The organism is Bacteroides sp. AM07-18 (assembly GCF_003602695.1).
Classification (GTDB): Bacteria; Bacteroidota; Bacteroidia; order Bacteroidales; family Bacteroidaceae; genus Bacteroides; species Bacteroides uniformis.
In genome coordinates, this window is sequence record NZ_QTLM01000005.1 from 205458 (window position 1) to 223243 (window position 17786).

General features: G+C 47.4%; 17 protein-coding genes. 3 read left to right on the forward strand and 14 right to left on the reverse strand.

What is annotated here, in order from left to right; translation table 11 throughout:
- Nucleotides 1–25: 25 nt before the first annotated feature.
- From DW096_RS09645 to DW096_RS09655, 3 genes are all read left to right on the forward strand, one after another.
- Nucleotides 26–2107, forward strand: a complete 2082-nt coding sequence (locus DW096_RS09645; RefSeq protein WP_057282007.1) for a M56 family metallopeptidase — start codon at nucleotides 26–28, stop codon at nucleotides 2105–2107.
- A gap of 12 nt (nucleotides 2108–2119) precedes the next feature.
- Complete coding sequence (locus tag DW096_RS09650) at nucleotides 2120–2890, forward strand: TlpA disulfide reductase family protein (protein WP_057282008.1); 771 nt, start codon at nucleotides 2120–2122, stop codon at nucleotides 2888–2890.
- 102 nt (nucleotides 2891–2992) lie between these two features.
- The gene (locus DW096_RS09655) at nucleotides 2993–4234 is read left to right on the forward strand and encodes a hypothetical protein (protein ID WP_057282009.1); all 1242 of its coding nucleotides are present in this window, start codon (nucleotides 2993–2995) and stop codon (nucleotides 4232–4234) included.
- On the opposite strand, the gene miaA is transcribed toward DW096_RS09655, so the two are convergent.
- The 14 genes from miaA to DW096_RS09725 all read right to left on the reverse strand — a co-directional run bounded on the left by miaA (nucleotide 4210) and on the right by DW096_RS09725 (nucleotide 17762).
- Nucleotides 4210–5115 carry a tRNA (adenosine(37)-N6)-dimethylallyltransferase MiaA gene (gene miaA, locus DW096_RS09660; protein ID WP_057282049.1) on the reverse strand — a complete coding sequence of 302 codons (906 nt, stop codon included), beginning with the start codon at nucleotides 5113–5115 and terminating at the stop codon, nucleotides 4210–4212. The two genes, DW096_RS09655 and miaA, sit on opposite strands and share 25 nt — an antisense overlap.
- Nucleotides 5116–5180: 65 nt before the next feature.
- The gene (locus DW096_RS09665; protein ID WP_057282010.1) at nucleotides 5181–5735 is read right to left on the reverse strand and encodes a hypothetical protein; all 555 of its coding nucleotides are present in this window, start codon (nucleotides 5733–5735) and stop codon (nucleotides 5181–5183) included.
- A 55-nt stretch (nucleotides 5736–5790) separates the two neighbouring features.
- Complete coding sequence (lpxA, locus tag DW096_RS09670; protein ID WP_009037103.1) at nucleotides 5791–6567, reverse strand: acyl-ACP--UDP-N-acetylglucosamine O-acyltransferase; 777 nt, start codon at nucleotides 6565–6567, stop codon at nucleotides 5791–5793.
- Nucleotides 6568–6704: 137 nt separating this feature from the next.
- Complete coding sequence (locus DW096_RS09675) at nucleotides 6705–8090, reverse strand: bifunctional UDP-3-O-[3-hydroxymyristoyl] N-acetylglucosamine deacetylase/3-hydroxyacyl-ACP dehydratase (RefSeq protein ID WP_005823709.1); 1386 nt, start codon at nucleotides 8088–8090, stop codon at nucleotides 6705–6707.
- 3 nt (nucleotides 8091–8093) lie between these two features.
- Complete coding sequence (lpxD, locus tag DW096_RS09680) at nucleotides 8094–9134, reverse strand: UDP-3-O-(3-hydroxymyristoyl)glucosamine N-acyltransferase (RefSeq protein WP_005823705.1); 1041 nt, start codon at nucleotides 9132–9134, stop codon at nucleotides 8094–8096.
- Between the two features lie 84 nt (nucleotides 9135–9218).
- Complete coding sequence (locus DW096_RS09685; RefSeq protein WP_005835351.1) at nucleotides 9219–10445, reverse strand: HD domain-containing protein; 1227 nt, start codon at nucleotides 10443–10445, stop codon at nucleotides 9219–9221.
- Between the two features lie 6 nt (nucleotides 10446–10451).
- The gene (pyrF, locus tag DW096_RS09690; protein ID WP_005835353.1) at nucleotides 10452–11282 is read right to left on the reverse strand and encodes an orotidine-5'-phosphate decarboxylase; all 831 of its coding nucleotides are present in this window, start codon (nucleotides 11280–11282) and stop codon (nucleotides 10452–10454) included.
- A 34-nt stretch (nucleotides 11283–11316) separates the two neighbouring features.
- Nucleotides 11317–12429 carry a peptide chain release factor 1 gene (gene prfA / locus DW096_RS09695; RefSeq protein ID WP_118930981.1) on the reverse strand — a complete coding sequence of 371 codons (1113 nt, stop codon included), beginning with the start codon at nucleotides 12427–12429 and terminating at the stop codon, nucleotides 11317–11319.
- Between the two features lie 4 nt (nucleotides 12430–12433).
- Nucleotides 12434–13603 carry an AIR synthase-related protein gene (locus DW096_RS09700; RefSeq protein ID WP_005835357.1) on the reverse strand — a complete coding sequence of 390 codons (1170 nt, stop codon included), beginning with the start codon at nucleotides 13601–13603 and terminating at the stop codon, nucleotides 12434–12436.
- Between the two features lie 112 nt (nucleotides 13604–13715).
- Nucleotides 13716–14297, reverse strand: coding sequence for a LemA family protein (locus DW096_RS09705; RefSeq protein ID WP_005835359.1), 582 nt, complete (start codon nucleotides 14295–14297; stop codon nucleotides 13716–13718).
- Nucleotides 14298–14468: 171 nt separating this feature from the next.
- Nucleotides 14469–15377, reverse strand: coding sequence for a YgcG family protein (locus DW096_RS09710; RefSeq protein ID WP_005823693.1), 909 nt, complete (start codon nucleotides 15375–15377; stop codon nucleotides 14469–14471).
- Nucleotides 15378–15417: 40 nt separating this feature from the next.
- Nucleotides 15418–16413, reverse strand: a complete 996-nt coding sequence (locus DW096_RS09715; RefSeq protein WP_005823691.1) for an alpha/beta hydrolase — start codon at nucleotides 16411–16413, stop codon at nucleotides 15418–15420.
- The gene (locus DW096_RS09720) at nucleotides 16413–17159 is read right to left on the reverse strand and encodes a shikimate dehydrogenase (RefSeq protein ID WP_117588964.1); all 747 of its coding nucleotides are present in this window, start codon (nucleotides 17157–17159) and stop codon (nucleotides 16413–16415) included. The genes DW096_RS09715 and DW096_RS09720 overlap by 1 nt, the downstream gene beginning before the upstream one ends.
- A 48-nt stretch (nucleotides 17160–17207) precedes the next feature.
- Entirely contained in the window at nucleotides 17208–17762 is a 555-nt protein-coding gene (locus tag DW096_RS09725) for a hypothetical protein (RefSeq protein WP_016272588.1), read from the reverse strand.
- Between the last annotated feature and the right edge of the window lie 24 nt (nucleotides 17763–17786).

Consider the following 17786-nt stretch of genomic DNA (forward strand, 5'->3'; position numbering starts at 1 on the left):
AAATCCTTAAATAGTAAATAACTCCATGGGTCTGTTTTTTGTTTATATACTCAAATCTTCTGTTTGCCTGGCGATATTCTATCTGTTTTATCGCTTGTTGCTGGCACGCGAGACGTTTCATCGTTTCAACCGTTTTTCATTGTTGGGCATTTTGCTGTTGTCCTGCCTATTGCCTTTGGTAGAGGTAAGTGTGAAGCAGGAGACGGAAGTGCACCAGACGATGCTGACATTGGAACAGTTGCTGATGATGGCGGATGCAGTGAATGCCACTGAGGCCGGAGCAAGTGCTGAAACGGCAACAGTCACCTGGATACAAGTGGCGCTGCTTGTCTATCTGGCAGGAATCGTTTTCTTTGCCTTCCGCAACGTATGTTCGTTGGTACGGTTACTGATGTTGCTGAAATCGGGTAAAAAAGAGGATATCGGCAGCTACTTACCGAGCAGAAAGGAACGTGTCACTCTGATTGTGCACAATCGTGACATAGCTCCGTTCAGTTGGATGGGATATATTGTCATTTCACGGAAAGACTTGGAGGAGAACGGACGGGAAATCCTTATCCATGAGCTTGCTCATATCCATAACCGCCATTCCTGGGACTTGCTGGTGGCCGATGTCTGCATTTTCTTCCAGTGGTTCAATCCAGCATCATGGCTACTGAAGCAGGAGCTGCAGAATATCCATGAGTTTGAAGCGGATGAAACGGTAATAAAGGAAGGTGTGGACGCAAAACAGTATCAACTATTATTAATTAAAAAAGCTGTCGGCACAAGGCTCTACTCTATGGCCAACAGCTTTAATCACAGTAAACTTAAAAAACGTATCACTATGATGTTAAAAGAAAAATCAAGTCCGTGGGCACGTTTGAAGTATCTTTATGTACTTCCGGTAGCTGCTATTGCAGTAACAGCTTTTGCCCGTCCCGAAGTCTCCAATAAAGTGGAGGAGATTTCAAGCGTCAAAGTTAACGATTTGGCTGCAATTGTAGAAACAAAAATGACGGAAAGTGTAGGAGACACAATGAAACCTGCTGATGTGAAGTATGTACCGACGGAAGTCCGCAAGCAGTTGAAGGGGACTCCGGTCTTTGAAGTGGTAGAGGAGATGCCGGAATTTCCTGGAGGTGGAATGAGTGCTCTTATGAGTTATCTGAAAGACAATATGCGCTATCCGGCATCTGCCAAAGAGAAAGGTACGCAAGGGCGTGTGACTGTCCAATTTGTGGTGGATAAAGATGGAAGTATCAAGGAACCGAAACTTCTCCGTTCTGTAGATAAGGATATGGATGCTGAAGCGTTGCGTTTGATAAGTAATATGCCGAAGTGGAAACCAGGGAGACAGAAGGGGCAGCCGGTGGCGGTGAAATATACGGTTCCGGTGATGTTCAGTTTGGATGATGACAAACTTGAGAAAACTTCTTCTGCCAATGGTATTACAGTTGAAGGATATGCAGGTAATGGGAAAGAACCACTGTATATTGTGGATGGAAAAGAGGTGACGCCATCTGTCATGAGTGCATTGGATCCTAATAAGATAGAGCGTGTAACGGTTTTGAAAGATAAATCTGCCACGGAATTATATGGAGAAAAGGGAAAGAATGGTGTTCTTTTGATAACCCTGAAACAAGGAACTCCAGGTATAGTTATCCGTCGGGATAAAGAGGTGACAGAGAACGCTAAAGTACAGCATAACGGTAGTCTTGATTTAACGAAGACTATTTATATTGATGGAGAAAAGGTTGATTTGGGTACTAAAACTATCGATGATTTAATACCTGCGGAGAATATTGAGAGCATTGAGGTGAAGAAAGAGGCAGGTGGAAAAGGTGAGATTTACATTGCTACTAAAAAAACTAAAGCTGTAGAAAAGACTTCCGTTCAAGGTAATATGAAAGTGGAAGGCAAAGTGGTGGATGAGCAGGGCGAGCCTATTATTGGTGCGGCTGTTCTGATAGAAGGTACCACTACGGGAAGCGTTACCGATGTCAATGGTAATTTTGTCCTTTCTGTACCTTCTAAGGATGCTGTATTGGTTGCTTCGTATATAGGCATGGCTACCGGCAAAGTGAAGGCACGACCCAAGCTTACGATTACACTAAAAAATGAATAGTCTCTAACAACTATGATAAAGAAAATTCTCTCTTTGTTTCTAATTCTGATAGCTGTGGGGGCAGGGCTTTGCTCTGCCCAGACAGCCGGTAAGAAATATTATTTGGTGGACGGGCTTTTCTTCGAAGGCATGCCGCCTTGTGTGAGTTCGGACAATGTGGCAACCTTCATTACACATGAGGACGGCGTGGGACACGAGGTTACGGAACTCCGTTTGCGCAAAGGCTTTGCGCTGCCTGAGGATGTAAGAAAATACGCCACTCCTGCCGGAGAGGTCCTTGGTGCGGAAGCCTTCTTGATGAGTTACCGCGGAGGGATGGGGAAGAAATGGCCGATAAGCGGTGCCGTGCAGACTTTGAAGAAGGAAGAATGGATAGGGAAGGCTTTCCCGGATTTTAAAGTGAAAGATACGGAAGGGAAGGAGTGGAGCAATACCGATGTGACGGGACGTCCTATGGTCCTGAACTTCTGGTATACCGGCTGTGGTCCTTGTATCCGTGAAATGCCGGAGCTGAACAAATGGATGGAAGTCTATCCTGATGTAACCTATCTTGCTACGACTTTTGACAGTGCTGCACAAATAAAGAAAATTGTAGAGAGCCGTCCTTTTCTCTTTACCCAGATAGCCGATGACTTGTTTTTCTTCGAGACCTTTCATGTGAGTGGTATGCCGGTCACTATACTGGTGGATAAGAAAGGCATTATCCGCCATATAGAACAAGGTACTGGAACTGCGAAACTTCGGTATATGCAGGATAAGTTGCAGAAACTTGTCAGCGAATAATTCTTTCTTGATGAATAGGGGATAAGGATTTCAGAGGATTTCTTTTGCTCTTTCACAGATTATCATACCTTTGCGAATATAAATCTAAGGAAGGGGAAGGTTATGATAAAACATCTTTTTTTAATATTGGGACTGCTTGCTGCGCTCACTCTTGCCGAGCCGGTTCTGGCTTGTACATCTGCCGTCGTTTCCGGAAAGGTTACTCTTGACGGCCGTTCGTTGCTATGGAAAAACCGTGATACAGACTATCTGCGAAATCATGTAGCTTATGTGAAAGGTGAGAAGTATGACTTCATTGCCGATGTGAATAGTGACAACTTCCCTGATTTGAAGGAGGCATGGGTCGGTACCAATTCCGCCGGCTTTGCCTTGATGAACACCCAATCCTACAATCTGGTGGAAGTGAAGGACGGGGAAGAACGGGGTGCCGCCAACGGGAGGATTATCTACCGTGCTTTGGAGGTTTGTGCCACGGTGGAGGACTTCTGCCATTTTCTTGATACCATCACCAAGCCCAGCCTGATAGAAGCCAATTTTGGCGTGATTGATGCCAAAGGCGGTGCCGCCATGTTTGAGGTGGATTACTATAAATATACGATGTATGATGCCAATGATCCGAAGGATGCTCCTTACGGTTACATTGCCCGTACGAACTTTTCTTTTGCCGGTGAGGTGAACCGGGGAGCGGGTTATGTACGCTATATGGAGGCAGACCGGGTATTGATGAAGGCTTCTGCAACGGGTGGGGTGACACCTCAGGGTATCTTCAATGACCTTTCACGTTCGTTCCGCAATTGCATGCTCGATATTGATTTGAGGAGCGGGAAGTTTAATCGCCCGCAAGGTTCCGGTTGGTTTGTCGACCAGGATTTTATTCCCCGTAACAGCACTTCTTGTTCCATTGTGGTGCAGGGCGTAAAACCGGGTGAGAAGGCGGAACTTACTACGATGTGGACAATGCTGGGATATCCTCCTACGGGCATTGCCGTGCCACTTTGGGTGAAGGATGCGGATAAATTTCTGCCTTCGATGGTATGTTGGGACAAGGCGTGTGCTGCCGCTCCGCTCAGTGATTGGTCACTCCGGCTTTCCAATAATGTCTTCTGTTACAATCAGGGGATGGGAACCAATCGTTATCTGAATTGGGAAAAACTGTACAATATGGAGAATAACGGCTATATGCAACAGCTTGTTCCGGTGGAGGCGGAGGTGTTTCGCCGTACATGCCCATTGTTGGACAGTTGGAGACAGCAAGGAAGCATTGATTCTCAAGAAATGCAGAAGCTTTATCAAGATGTGGAAGCACTTGTCCGAAAGGCTTATACGCCTTTGATGGAGCAATGACAGTATTCCAGTATTTCCCTTTCCTGCTCCGGGTGGAACCAGCGGATTTCCTCGTCCCGTTTGAACCAGGTCATTTGCTTACGGGAATAGATGCGTGAGTTCTGCTTTATCTTCTCAATGGCAAAGGGTAATGTCCATTCGCCGTCCAGGTACTTGAATATTTCTTTGTAGCCTACTGTATTCAGGGAATTTAGACTTTTATGCGGATAGACCATGCGCGCTTCTTCCACCAAACCCTCTTCCACCATTTGGTCCACCCGGCAGTTGATGCGTTCATAAAGCTCTTCCCGGTCACGCGTTAATCCTATTTTGATAATACGGAAGGGGCGTTCTTTCTTTTGTTGGGTGCGGAAGGAAGTGTAGGTCTTGCCCGTCATATAGCAGATTTCCAAAGCATGGACTACGCGTTTTGGGTTTTTCAAATCTACTATTTTGTAATATTCCGGGTCCAACAGCTTAAGTTCCGCACAAAGTCTTTCCAGACCTTCTGTTTCGTATTTGTGCAGCATGAGCTGGCGTGTATCGGCATCTACGGTCGGAATGTCGTCAATGCCTTTACAGACTGCATCTACATACATCATTGAGCCTCCGGTCAGCAGTGTGGTGTTATGCTTTGTAAACAAGTCTTCCAGCAGCTTCATCACTTCCGCTTCGTATTGGGCGGCACTGTAATAGTCTGTCAGCTTTAGGGTACCGACGAAGTGATGCTGTACCCGTTGCAGCTGCTCCGGTGTAGGGGCAGCCGTGCCTATCTTTAAATCTGCATAGAGTTGTCTCGAATCGGCCGAGACGATACAAGTATGGAAATGTTCTGCCAATCGGAGGCTTAATTCTGTTTTGCCTACTCCGGTGGGGCCGATAAGTACGATTAGGGTGTGCATGCGGGTATAAAATTCAGGCGCGAACCATAACAATCCGCGCCTTTCTGAAGGGGAATAATGTCTGTTTAATATTTTTCTTCTTCGAAGGAGTTCCCGGCTTCGTCCAAACCGCCGAAACCCTCTTTGTCGAAATCTTCCATATCGAAGTCTTGGTCGCCGTAAAAGTTTTCGTCCAAATCCAGGGAACCGCCGGCAGCTGCCATTTCTTCAAAGTCAACGGTCTGCTTGGGAGCTTCACCCGCTTTCTTGGTGCATTTGGCGCCTTTCATTTCTTTTCCGGTAATGATTTCAGAAAGCTCGATGAAGAAGCAGCGTTCAGTCATATAATCGAATACATAGAGAAGTTTCTGCTTCTCGTCTTCAACCAGTTCGCTCAGCTGGGTCTCTTTCATCACCCAACTGTCCATTTCCGGATTGTCGTCCATTTCTTCCAGCGTAATTTCTTTCTCTTTTTCCCAGTCATCATCGCAAATGAAGAAAGAAGTCATCTGGTCGTTGGTGTAGCCTGCCGACTTTAGAATCGCTTCATGGAAGTCATAAAAGGTAGCTTCCGGGTCTATCTGTATTTCTCTGACAAAATCGTCCACCTCATCAGAGATGATTGTAAATCTGTAGATCATGATGATTTATAATTTATGATTTCTGACTTCTGATTTTGTGTAAATCATACGTTTTTCATTTTCCTGCGGGGATAATGCCGCGGGCTGATTCACGTATAAAGTTTACGATATAGCTTATTTCCGGTGTCATTTCCATTTCATCCTCGATTTTCTTCAAGGCATCCGTATTGTTCAGACCGCCTTGATAGATAATACGATAGGCATCATGGATTTTCTCGATGGTCTCGTTGGAGAAGCCACGGCGGCGTAACCCTACCACATTGATTCCCGCATAGCAGATAGGCTCGCGTCCGGCAATGATGTACGGCGGGATGTCCTTGCTGAAACGGCAGCCGCCCTGTATCATACCATAACCGCCCACATGGCAGAATTGGTGCATCAGTACATTGGCGCTGATGATGGAATAATCGTCGATGACAATTTCACCCGCCATTTTTGTAGAGTTGCCAATGATACAGCCGTTGCCTATCAGGGCATCGTGCGCCACGTGCACACTTTCCATTAGGAGATTGTTATTGCCGACGATGGTTCTGCCTTTGGCAGCTGTACCGCGGTTGACAGTTACGTTTTCACGTATGATATTGTTGTCTCCGATTTCAGCAGTGCTTTCCTCCCCTCTGAACTTTAAATCCTGGGGAATGGCACCGATAACGGCTCCCGGGAAAATGGTGTTTCCATTACCGATGCGTGCACCGTACAGAATGTTGGCGTTTGCCATAATCTTGTTGTTATCACCGATTACCACATTCTTGTCAATGAAAACAAAAGGAGCAATCTCTACGTTTTCCCCGATTTTAGCTTCGGGATGAATATACGCTAAGGGACTTATCATATTATTTACGATTTAGCTATTTACGATTTACGATTGAGAATACTTGCGATTTACTGTATATACGATTTTATCCGAATGTGATAATTCTCACGAGTAATTTGAATCGTAAATCGTAAATAGTCTAATCGTAAATTTTATTATTTGTTCTTAACTATTTGTGCCATAAACTCTGCTTCGCAGACCACCTTTTCGCCTACGAACACATAACCTTTCATGGTGGAGATGCCGCGGCGTATGGGGGCCATCAGCTCTACACGGAAGATGAGCGTGTCTCCCGGTACCACTTTCTGGCGGAATTTCACACCGTCAATCTTCATGAAGTAGGTGGAGTAACGTTCCGGTTCGTCCACTGAATTCAGTACAAGCAAACCTCCCGTCTGTGCCATTGCCTCTATCTGCAACACACCGGGCATTACGGGTTCCTGCGGGAAGTGTCCCTGAAAGAAAGGTTCGTTGGAAGTTACGTTCTTGACACCTACAATGTAGTTGGCACCTATTTCTATGACTTTGTCCACCAATTGCATCGGGTAACGGTGAGGCAGAAGTTCGCGGATGCGGTTTACATCCATAATCGGTTCGCGGTTGCAGTCGTAGGTAGGGGCTTGTATTTCGTGCAAACGGATTTCCTTGCGCATCTGGCGGGCGAACTTATTGTTGATAGTGTGTCCCGGGCGGGTAGCGATGATACGGCCCTTGATGGGCTTGCCTATCAAGGCCAGGTCACCGATGACATCAAGTAACTTGTGGCGGGCGCATTCATTGGGCCACACCAAAGGTTTGTGGTTGATATATCCCAATTGTTTGGCGTCCATATGAGGAACACCCATCACGTCGGCCAGCTTGTCATAGTTCTCCTGGGACATTTCGCGTTCGTAAATAACAATCGCATTGTCAAGGTCGCCGCCCTTGATAAGACCGGCTTGCAGCAACGGCTCAATTTCGCGTACAAACACGAAAGTACGGCTTGCGGCGATTTCATCCTTGAACTTCGTCATGTCCTCCAGCGTTGCAAACTGGTTGGGGAGGATGTTGGAATCGTATGATACCAATACATTCAAGCTGAAGTTCTCGTCCGGCAACACGATGATGGAAGAGCCGGTTGTTTCGTCACGGAATTCAATTTTGGACTTGATGATATAGAAATCTTTTACGGCATTTTGTTCTACAGTGCCTACGCGCTCTATTTCGTTGACATAATATTGGGCGCTTCCGTCCAGAATGGGAAATTCCGGTCCGTTTACCTGTATCAAGCAGTTATCGATACCCAATGCATAGAGGGCTGCCATACCATGCTCCACTGTGCTCACCTTTACTCCGTTTTTGGAGATTACAGTTCCACGGGTAGTTTCGGATACGTTGTCTGCAACGGCATCGAAGGTAGGCTGTCCTTCCAAGTCGATACGTTGGATTTTGTATCCATGGTTATCCGGAGCAGGATTGAAAGTAACGGTTAGGTCAAGTCCCGTATGAAGACCTTTTCCACTAAGCGAAAAGCTATCTTTTAGAGTCTTTTGTTTTAACATTGGTTACTTATTTAATAGTTGTTTAAGTTCATTCAATTCTTTGCGGAGCTGGCGCAGTTCCACTTGCATTTCCGGCAAACTTCTTTGTGCGATGGATGCCTTGAAATATTGTTTCAGCTCCATAGGAGGGGTACCGATAAGCTGGCTACCGTCCTTTATGCTACTGGGAACACCAGACTGTGCGCCAAGGTTCACTTTGTTGCCAATATGAATATGACCTGCAATGCCTACCTGCCCGCCGAACATGCACCATTCTCCTATCTTGGTAGAACCTGCTACACCTACTTGCGCCGCCATTACGGTGTGGGAGCCTATTTCATCATTGTGTGCCACCTGAATCAAATTATCCAGTTTCACACCGCTATGTACGATGGTGGCTCCCATAGTAGCACGGTCCACACACGTGTTGGCACCGATTTCCACATGGTCTTCCAGGATAGTGATACCTATTTGCGGTATTTTTTCATAGCCCTCGGAAGTGGGGGCGAAGCCGAAACCGTCTGCACCGATAACGCAACCGGAGTGCAGGATGCAGTGGTTTCCTACCCGGCAATCGTGGTAGATGGTGGAGTTAGCGTAAATAATACAGTCATTGCCCACTTTGGCACCGCTGCCAATCGTGACGTGCGGATGAATGACCGTATTGTCTCCCACCTCTGCGTATTCGCCAATGCAGGCAAAAGGCGCAATGTAAACATCCTTGCCAATTTTAGCTGTCTCGGCAACAAAGGCCAGAGAGTCAATTCCCACCCGCTTTGGCTTGCTTTGCTCATAAAGATTTAGCAATTTAGCAAGACTTTCATACGCATTGTCCACTTTAATCAGGGTGGCTTTCACTTCTTGTTCCGGAACAAAGTCCTTGTTTACCAGAACAATGCTTGATTGGGTTTCGTATATGTAGGGGGTATATTTGGGGTTGGATAGAAAGGAGATGGCTCCCGGTATTCCCTCTTCGATTTTCGCAAAGGTGTGAACGGTAGCATTCTCGTCTCCAACAATTTCTCCTTGGATAAATGTTGCAATTTGTTTAGCAGAGAACTCCATGTCTTATTCTTGTTAGATGGTTTCAAAACGCAAATAACGGACTTTTTTTTTATATTTCCTTGTCCTGAGGTGAATATTTTATACTTATCTATGCAAACGTTGGTAGCATAAGTAGTACTTTTTTACTTTCTTGGACAGAAGAGAGATATTGAGCATATCCGATGCTTCGGCAATATTCTTGATGCTGCCGTCGTTGTAGAGGATGTCAATACTGTCATCTGCCTCGTCGTACATATTCTTCTCGATGCTGGGGGTAGAGATGAAATATCTCGCTTCGGAGAGAGGGATGTTCAGTTGTTCACTGATTTGCAAAGTTAGTTCTTTTTTCCGTTCCTCACTAATAGGTTCGGTAGAAATCTCGACTTTGAAGATGTTTCGGTTAATCATGCCGGCGCTCAAGGTGGACAAAACCTTGTCCGAATGGCGGCTCCATACCTTGAGGGCAGTCCAGATGTCATTATCGTCCAACTGAATGAAATTCTCCAAACATTCGGGATTGTTGTAGAATGCCTCCCGGCTGATGTCGTTGTATAGAAAGAATTTCAAGGCGGGTGAGGCAAAGAGGTCTATGCCGCGGCTTGCCAGTTCCTTGGCGCGGAGCAGGGTGCTAATCAGCATTTTCTCGTAGGCAACGGAGGTTTTGTGCAGATAGACTTGCCAGTACATCAGGCGGCGGGCAGTGAGGAAGTTCTCAATAGAATAGATGCCTTTGGACTCTACTACCAGGTGGTCATCCTTTACATCCAGCATCTTGATAATGCGGGCGGAGCCAATGTTGCCTTCGGTCACTCCGGTATAGAAGCTGTCGCGGCGCAGGTAGTCCAGGCGGTCCATATCCAGTTGCCCGCTTACCAGTTGGTGCAGGAAGCGCTTGGGGTATTCATCCTTGAAAATTTGAATGGCGAGTGTCAACTGTCCGTTCATTTCCTTGTTGATACGTTCCATCAGCATCAAGGAGATGTCTTCGTGGGAGACGCCCTGCACGATGGTATTTTCCAGTACGTGGGAGAAGGGGCCGTGGCCGATGTCGTGCATCAGGATAGCGGCTTCCACAGCTTCGGCTTCGCTGTCGAAGATAAAGTTTCCTTTGGTGGCAAGTTGCTGGATGGCCTCACTCATCAGGTAGAAGGCTCCCAAAGAGTGTTGGAACCGTGTATGCTGCGCACCGGGATATACGACAGAGGACAACCCCAGTTGCTTGATACGGTTTAGACGTTGCAAAAGGGGATGTCGTACAACATCGTACAACAACCCCTTTGGTATGTTGATGAACCCGAAGACAGGGTCGTTGATAATCTTTCTTTCGAACATTAAGCGTTAGTCGTTAATCACTTTTTTCAACTCTTCCGCCATCTGTGCCTGCACTTCTTGGGCTGCTTTTCGGCTGGCGGCGGCGAAGTTCTCTGTCTTGTCCACGTAGATGATGCCACGGCTGGAGTTGACAATCAGGCCGCAAGTCTTGTTCATGCCATACTTGCAGACTTCTTCCAGGGAGCCGCCTTGTGCGCCTACGCCGGGAACCAATAGGAAGTGTTCGGGAACAATCTTGCGGATATCTTCGAAGGCGCGGCCTTGTGTGGCGCCTACTACGTACATCATCTGTTCGTCACTGGCCCACTCCTGGGATTTGCGGAGCACTTTTTCGAAGAGGCGTTCGCCGTTGGTGTCTTCCGTCAGCTGGAAGTCGTGTGAGCCTTTGTTGCTGGTCAACGCAAGCAGGATTACCCATTTGCCTTCGTACGTAAGGAACGGGGTCACACTGTCTTCGCCCATGTAGGGAGCTACGGTTACGGAATCTATATCCAGCTCTTCGAAGAAGGTACGGGCATACATGGCAGAGGTGTTCCCGATGTCACCGCGTTTGGCGTCGGCGATGATGAATTGGTCGGGATAGTTCTGCTTGATGTAGTTTACGGTTTTCTCGAAAGCTATCCAGCCTTTCACGCCCATGCTCTCATAAAATGCCAGATTGGGCTTGTAGGCGATGCAGAGGTCGGCAGTAGCGTCGATGATGGCTTTGTTGAAAGCGAATATAGGGTCTTCCTCTTTCAGAAGATGCTCGGGTATTTTCTTGATGTCGGTGTCAAGACCTACGCAAAGGAATGACTTCTTGCGCTTGATGTTCTCGAATAATTGCTGTTTGTTCATATTATTTTTTAGTTACGGGTTACTTATCACTGCCTTACAGTTCGCTCTCTTTCAGTCTTTCTGCATTTTCCGCCACAATCAGGTGGTCGATGCAGTCTTGGATGTCTCCGTCCATGAAGGCGGCGAGATTGTAGATGGTGTAGTTGATGCGGTGGTCCGTGATGCGTCCTTGCGGATAGTTGTAGGTGCGTATCTTGGCGGAGCGGTCGCCAGTACTGACCATCGTCTTACGCTTGGAGGCGATGTCGTCGATGTACTTCTGGTGTTCCTTGTCGTAGATGAAGGTACGCAAGCGCGAGAGGGCGCGTTCCTTGTTCTTGGGCTGGTCGCGCGTCTCGGTACATTCGATGAGGATTTCTTCGACTATGCCTGTGTTGGGATTCTTCCAGTTGTAGCGCAGGCGCACGCCGGATTCCACCTTGTTCACGTTCTGACCGCCGGCACCACCGCTTCGGAAGGTGTCCCACTTGATTTCACCTTCGTTGATAACTACGTCGAACTCTTCGGCTTCGGGAAGCACGGCTACGCTGGCAGCTGAGGTGTGTACCCGTCCTTGCGTTTCTGTGGCCGGTACGCGCTGCACGCGGTGCACGCCCGATTCATATTTCAGTGTGCCGTATACATTGTCGCCCGTCACGGAGCAGACAATTTCCTTGAAACCGCCGGCTGCACCTTCGTTGGCACTGGATATCTCCATTCTCCATCCCTTGGATTCGCAGTACTTGGTGTACATGCGGAAGAGGTCGCCGGCAAAGATTGCCGCTTCGTCACCACCCGTGCCGCCACGAATTTCGAGGATGGCATTACGGCCATCCTGCGGGTCGGCGGGGACGAGCAGCAGCTTTATCTGCTCTTCCAGTTCCGGTTGGCGGGCTTGGCAGGCATCCAGCTCTTCGCGTGCCATTTCCCGCATCTCCTGGTCTGTTTCGTTGGCGATAATTTCTTTGGCTTCTTCTATGCCGCCCAGTACTTGCATGTACTCTTTGCGGGCATTCATCAGGTCGCCCAGTTCTTTATATTCTTTGGTGAGCTTGACGTAACGCTTCTGGTCCGCAATCACTGCCGGGTCTGTAATCAAGGTCGACACTTCTTCGAAGCGGGCGACAAGCCCTTCCAGCTTTTCGAGTATGGTATTGTTGTCTGCCATATATTTAATACTTGAACTCTCCGAATTCGCTCTTGATAATCAGTTCTTTCTTGTCGCTTTCTTCCACGCGGCCTACAATCTGTGCATCGATGTTGAAACTCTTCGAAATAGCAATCACCTCTTCTGCATGTTCGGGAGAGAGGTACACTTCCAGGCGATGCCCCATATTGAACACCTTGTACATTTCGCTCCAGTCCGTATCGCTCTGCTCCTTGATGGTCTTGAACAACGGTGGAACGGGGAAGAGATTGTCTTTGATGACACGGCAGTTGTCTCCCACAAAGTGCAGTACCTTGGTTTGTGCGCCGCCCGAGCAGTGTACCATACCGTGGATTTGGGGACGGAGCGCATCGAGCAGTTTCTTAACTACCGGTGCGTAGGTGCGGGTGGGGGAAAGTACCAGCTTTCCTGCATCCAGCGGACTGTCTTCGACACTGTCTGTCAGTTTTAGCTTGCCACTGTATACCAGTTCTTCGGGTACAGCCTTGTCATAGCTTTCAGGGTATTTCTCTGCCAGGTATTTGGAGAATACATCGTGGCGTGCGCTGGTCAGTCCGTTACTGCCCATACCGCCATTGTATTCTTTCTCATAAGTAGCCTTTCCGTAAGATGCCAGACCTACAATCACATCGCCCGGACGGATATTGGCATTGTCTATAACATCTGAGCGCTTCATGCGGCAGGTCACTGTCGAGTCTACGATAATGGTACGTACAAGGTCGCCCACATCGGCTGTTTCGCCACCGGTGGCATAAACGCCTACTCCCATTTCGCGGAGTTCGGCAAGCAGTTCATCCGTACCGTTGATGATGGCTGAGATTACTTCGCCGGGGATGAGCAGTTTATTACGTCCGATGGTAGAGGATACCAGAATGTTGTCTACCGCACCCACACAAAGCAGGTCGTCGATGTTCATAATCAGTGCATCTTGTGCAATGCCTTTCCACACACCCAGGTCGCCGGTTTCCTTCCAGTACATATAGGCAAGACTGGACTTGGTGCCTGCTCCATCGGCATGCATAATGTTGCAATACTCCGGGTCACCGCCCAAAATGTCGGGGATAATTTTGCAGAAAGCCTGCGGGAAAATACCTTTGTCGATATTCTTGATGGCGTTGTGCACATCTTCCTTTGATGCGCTGACGCCTCGCATCATGTATCGTTGATTACTCATGAGATAATAGGTTTGTTCAATTGAATGTGCAAAGATACATCTAATCTTCTACAACACAAAGCGAGGCACAAAGTTTCTCGCCTTTGTGCCTCGCTATAGAGTTGTGTATTTATCAGAATTGTACCTGGGGAGCTTGTTCCGCTCCTTCTGCCGCTTCGAAATAAGCTCGTTTCTCAAAACCGAAGAGACCGGCAAGGATATTCTTGGGGAAACGGCGAATGGCTGTATTGAAGTTCTTGGCTGCATTGTTGAAGTTGGTACGTGCTACGTTGATACGGTTTTCCGTACCTTCCAGCTGTGCCTGCAGTTCCAGGAAATTCTGATTTGCTTTCAAGTCCGGATAGTTTTCTGTGATGGCAAGCAATTTACCGAGGGCGGAAGTCACCGCACCTTGTGCTTTCTGATATTCAGCCAGCTTTTCCGGAGTAAGGTCTGCCGCATCCACTTTGATTTGAGTGGCTTTGCTGCGGGCTTCTACTACACCTTCCAGTGTTTCCTTCTCGTGCGTGGCATATCCTTTCACGGTATTCACCAAGTTCGGAATCAGGTCGGCACGGCGTTGGTATTGGGTTTCTACGTTCGACCATTGTCCGCTGACATTTTCGTCCATGGTTACGAGTCCGTTATAGCCGGTTACACCCCAAATGGCGAGAAGAGCTATAACAACGATAATGATAATGGTTGATTTCTTCATACTTTTCATTTTTAGGCCTCACCTCCGATTCCTCTCCGATAGAGAGAGGGGAGGAGGGGAAGGCAGTTATTAATCATTTAATTATATTCTATGTAAACGTTTTATTTTCTTCCAGTATCCTCGAAGGTGTGTCAAAACGGTTGATGGCACACAGATGACACATCCTCGGCGTTAGAACCGGGAACCGGCTCCACCGCCACCTCCCATACCGCCTCCGAAGCTACCACCGCTGAAGCCTCCTCCGCCACTTCCGCCGAAGAGACCTCCACCACCGAAGATGACCGGACCACCTCCGCCTCCTCCCCGGTAATTTTCATCGTATGACTGCTGGCGGCGCACTACTTTATGTCCGCAATTGCGGCAGGTGTAGGTCACATCTTCCGTTTTCACTCCATTGCGGCGTGAGATGAGTATGCTGCTGCTACGTTGCAATTTATGTTGTCCGCAGTTGGGGCATTTGTTGGCAGCGCGTTGGGCAAGGATGCCTATAATAGATGCCACTGCGAGGAAACCGATAAGCCCCAGTAGGATACCTCCTACGGAGAGGTCATCCTCCTCTTCCGTGTCATTCACCATAGTGCCGTCAAGACGTGAACAGACTGCCTTTACACCCGCTACCATTCCAGCATCCCAATTACCGTCTTTCAGATAGGGAATCATGTATTTGGTCTGTATACGTTTGCAGATGGCATCAGGAAGGTCCCCTTCTAAACCGTATCCCGTATAAAACTGGATGCAGCGTTGGTCGGTTACCAGCAGAATGACCAAACCGTTGTTTTTTTCTTTTTTCCCTACTCCCCATTCATTGAGCAGCTGGTGTGAGAAATCAAAACAGTCTTCTTGTCCGATGGACGGGACAACGGCAACTACCGTTTCAATGCCAGTTTGCTGCTCCAATGCATAGAGCATACGGTCTATATTGTCACATGCCTCCGTGGATAGGATTCCGGCTGGGTTGCACACATAGCGTGTCTTGTCCTGAAGGTGTACTTTAGGAATATTCTTAGTGGTGTAGACTTCTTGTGCCTGCAAGGATAAGAGCAGGCATAAGAAGAATGTTATGGAAATAAATCGTCTCATACTACCAATATTTGTTGCGGCGAAGATAGGTAAAATCACATCAATGTATGTATTTTCCTACGAATTTCTTTACATGTTCGGTGTATTCCTGCGGATAATCCTTGTAAGACATAGCATGCGTGGCACCGGGCACAATCCATAATTCTTTGGGTTCGGGCTTGGCTTCGTAGAGGGGATAGACCATCCACGTCGGCACAAAGGTGTCGGCATCGCCGTGGATGAAGAGCATCGGCAAAGTACATTTCTTTACTTGCTCCAAAGCAGAGGCTTCCAGGAAGTCCCATCCGTACTCTTGCCGGCAGAGCCAGTTTGCTGTATGCAGAAGAGGGAAGGCGGGCAGGTTGAACTGTGCTTTCAGTTCTCCGCGAAACTCGTCCCATACGCTTGTGTAGCCGCAGTCTTCTACGAAACACTTGATGAAAGGCTGTTGGTATTGACCATGCTCCACTTCGCCGGATACCATCATGGTGGTGGCGGCTCCCATGGAGATACCGTGCACTACCATCTCTGTGCTGCGGGATGCTACGCTGTCTGTATGGCGGCGCCCGAAGAGTTCGTCGGCGGTTTCGGTCCATTGCAGTACGTCAAGCCGGTCTTTCCAGCCCATCTGTGCATGGTTTCCCTCGCTCATCCCGTGCCCGTAGAGGTCGGGCAGCAAGATGTTGAAGTCCATCTCCTTGTTGTACAGATAGCCTATCATCAGCATGCGCACGGCATTATCTGTATATCCGTGTACGATGACTGCTGTTTTTGGGGTGGGGTGGGTGGCGGCAACGTAGAGTGCGTGTAGCGTCTCTCCATGGTCGTTCTCAATGTAGAAGTCCTTCAATGCTCCTACGGTCACCAAACTGTCTACCCACGGTTGCAGTTCGGGATATTGCTCGAACATGAAGTTGTAGGATTCGGCAATGTTGCGACTGCGTGTGATAAGGCCTTCGGGTTTCAGAGCATGCCCCAGCATATAGTACCCTCCGCACAGTACTACGGTGCAGAGGGCAGCCAGACCGAGAATCGAATATTTTATGGTTTTCTTCATTATTTATTCCAAATTTCCCATGCAGCAAAGGCTTGCAGCAGTAACATTTCCAGACCGTTCTTAGTGACGGCTCCTTGTGCCTGGCCTTTCTTCATGAAAAGGGTTTCGTTTGGATTATATAACAAATCATAGAGCAAATGGTTGGGAGTCAGTAGTTCGTAAGGAATATTGGGACAGAAATCCACTTTGGGATACATGCCTACTGGGGTACAGTTGACAATCACTGTGTACTCTTGCATGATTTCCGGTGTCAGTTCTTCGTATGTGAGGTATTTATCCTCTTTCTTGGCGCGTGATACGAAGGTACTTTTTATACCCAGGTTCTCCAGCCCGCGATATACGGCTTTCGATGCACCGCCGGTACCCAAAATCAGGGCTTTCTTGTGTTGTGGTTGCAAAAGTGGTTCTATGGATTGTGTAAATCCTATGATGTCGGAGTTGTAGCCAACCAGTTTCACTTTGCCTTTGGAAAGGCGGATAATCTTAATGACATTGACGGCGCCTATCTTGGCTGTGTCTTTGTCCAGTTCGTCCAGGTAGGGGATGACTTGCTCCTTGTAAGGGATAGTCACATTCAGTCCACAGAGGTTGGGATTTTCCTCGATAACTTCCATGAAATCCTCGATACGTGGAATTTCGAAATTTACATATTCTGCATCAATATTTTCTGCCTTGAATTTCTCATTGAAATATCCGATAGAAAAGGAATGTTTCAACGGGTAACCTATTAAACCGTATTTCTGCATAATATTTTAGTTATTGATTGAACTATATTCGTTTGTTTATGGAGTACATTATTGGTCGGAAGTAGTTGAGGAGGTGATTACCGGTTCTTTGATGATAACAAAACCTCCGAATTGCAATCCGTTATCTTTTCCGTTCAAACAGAACTTTCTGTCGAATACGGGTTTATTTTTTGATTTCCAGATCAGTTTGCTAGAGAAGGTGATGACGTCTTGAGTACCATCGTTCCAGTCTATTATCACTTTTTCGTTATCGAATGTATCGTCGCCATTGAATTCTCCAAAAGTGAGAAAGTATTTGCCAGTTTCAAATTTCATTGTTTGCAGACCGTTGAAGTGTGCAAGGTAAGCTTTGGTTTGGCTTATTGGAACGTCCTTTTCATATATTTTTCCATTATAGATTGCCTTGATCCCTTGCTTGGCAATGTTGCCGGGAGTTTCAGGATTCAACAAATCATTACCTTGAGCATCTTGTACTGCGATATGCAGTTCGATAGGAGCAAAATCCCATATCATATCATCACTTCCCGAATCATCGCAAGCTGTGAAACCGGCAACGCAAAGGAGGGAAATAAATAATAAATAGAGGGTGTGTGTAGCTTTCATAAGGTCTCTTTTTTATATAAGTTT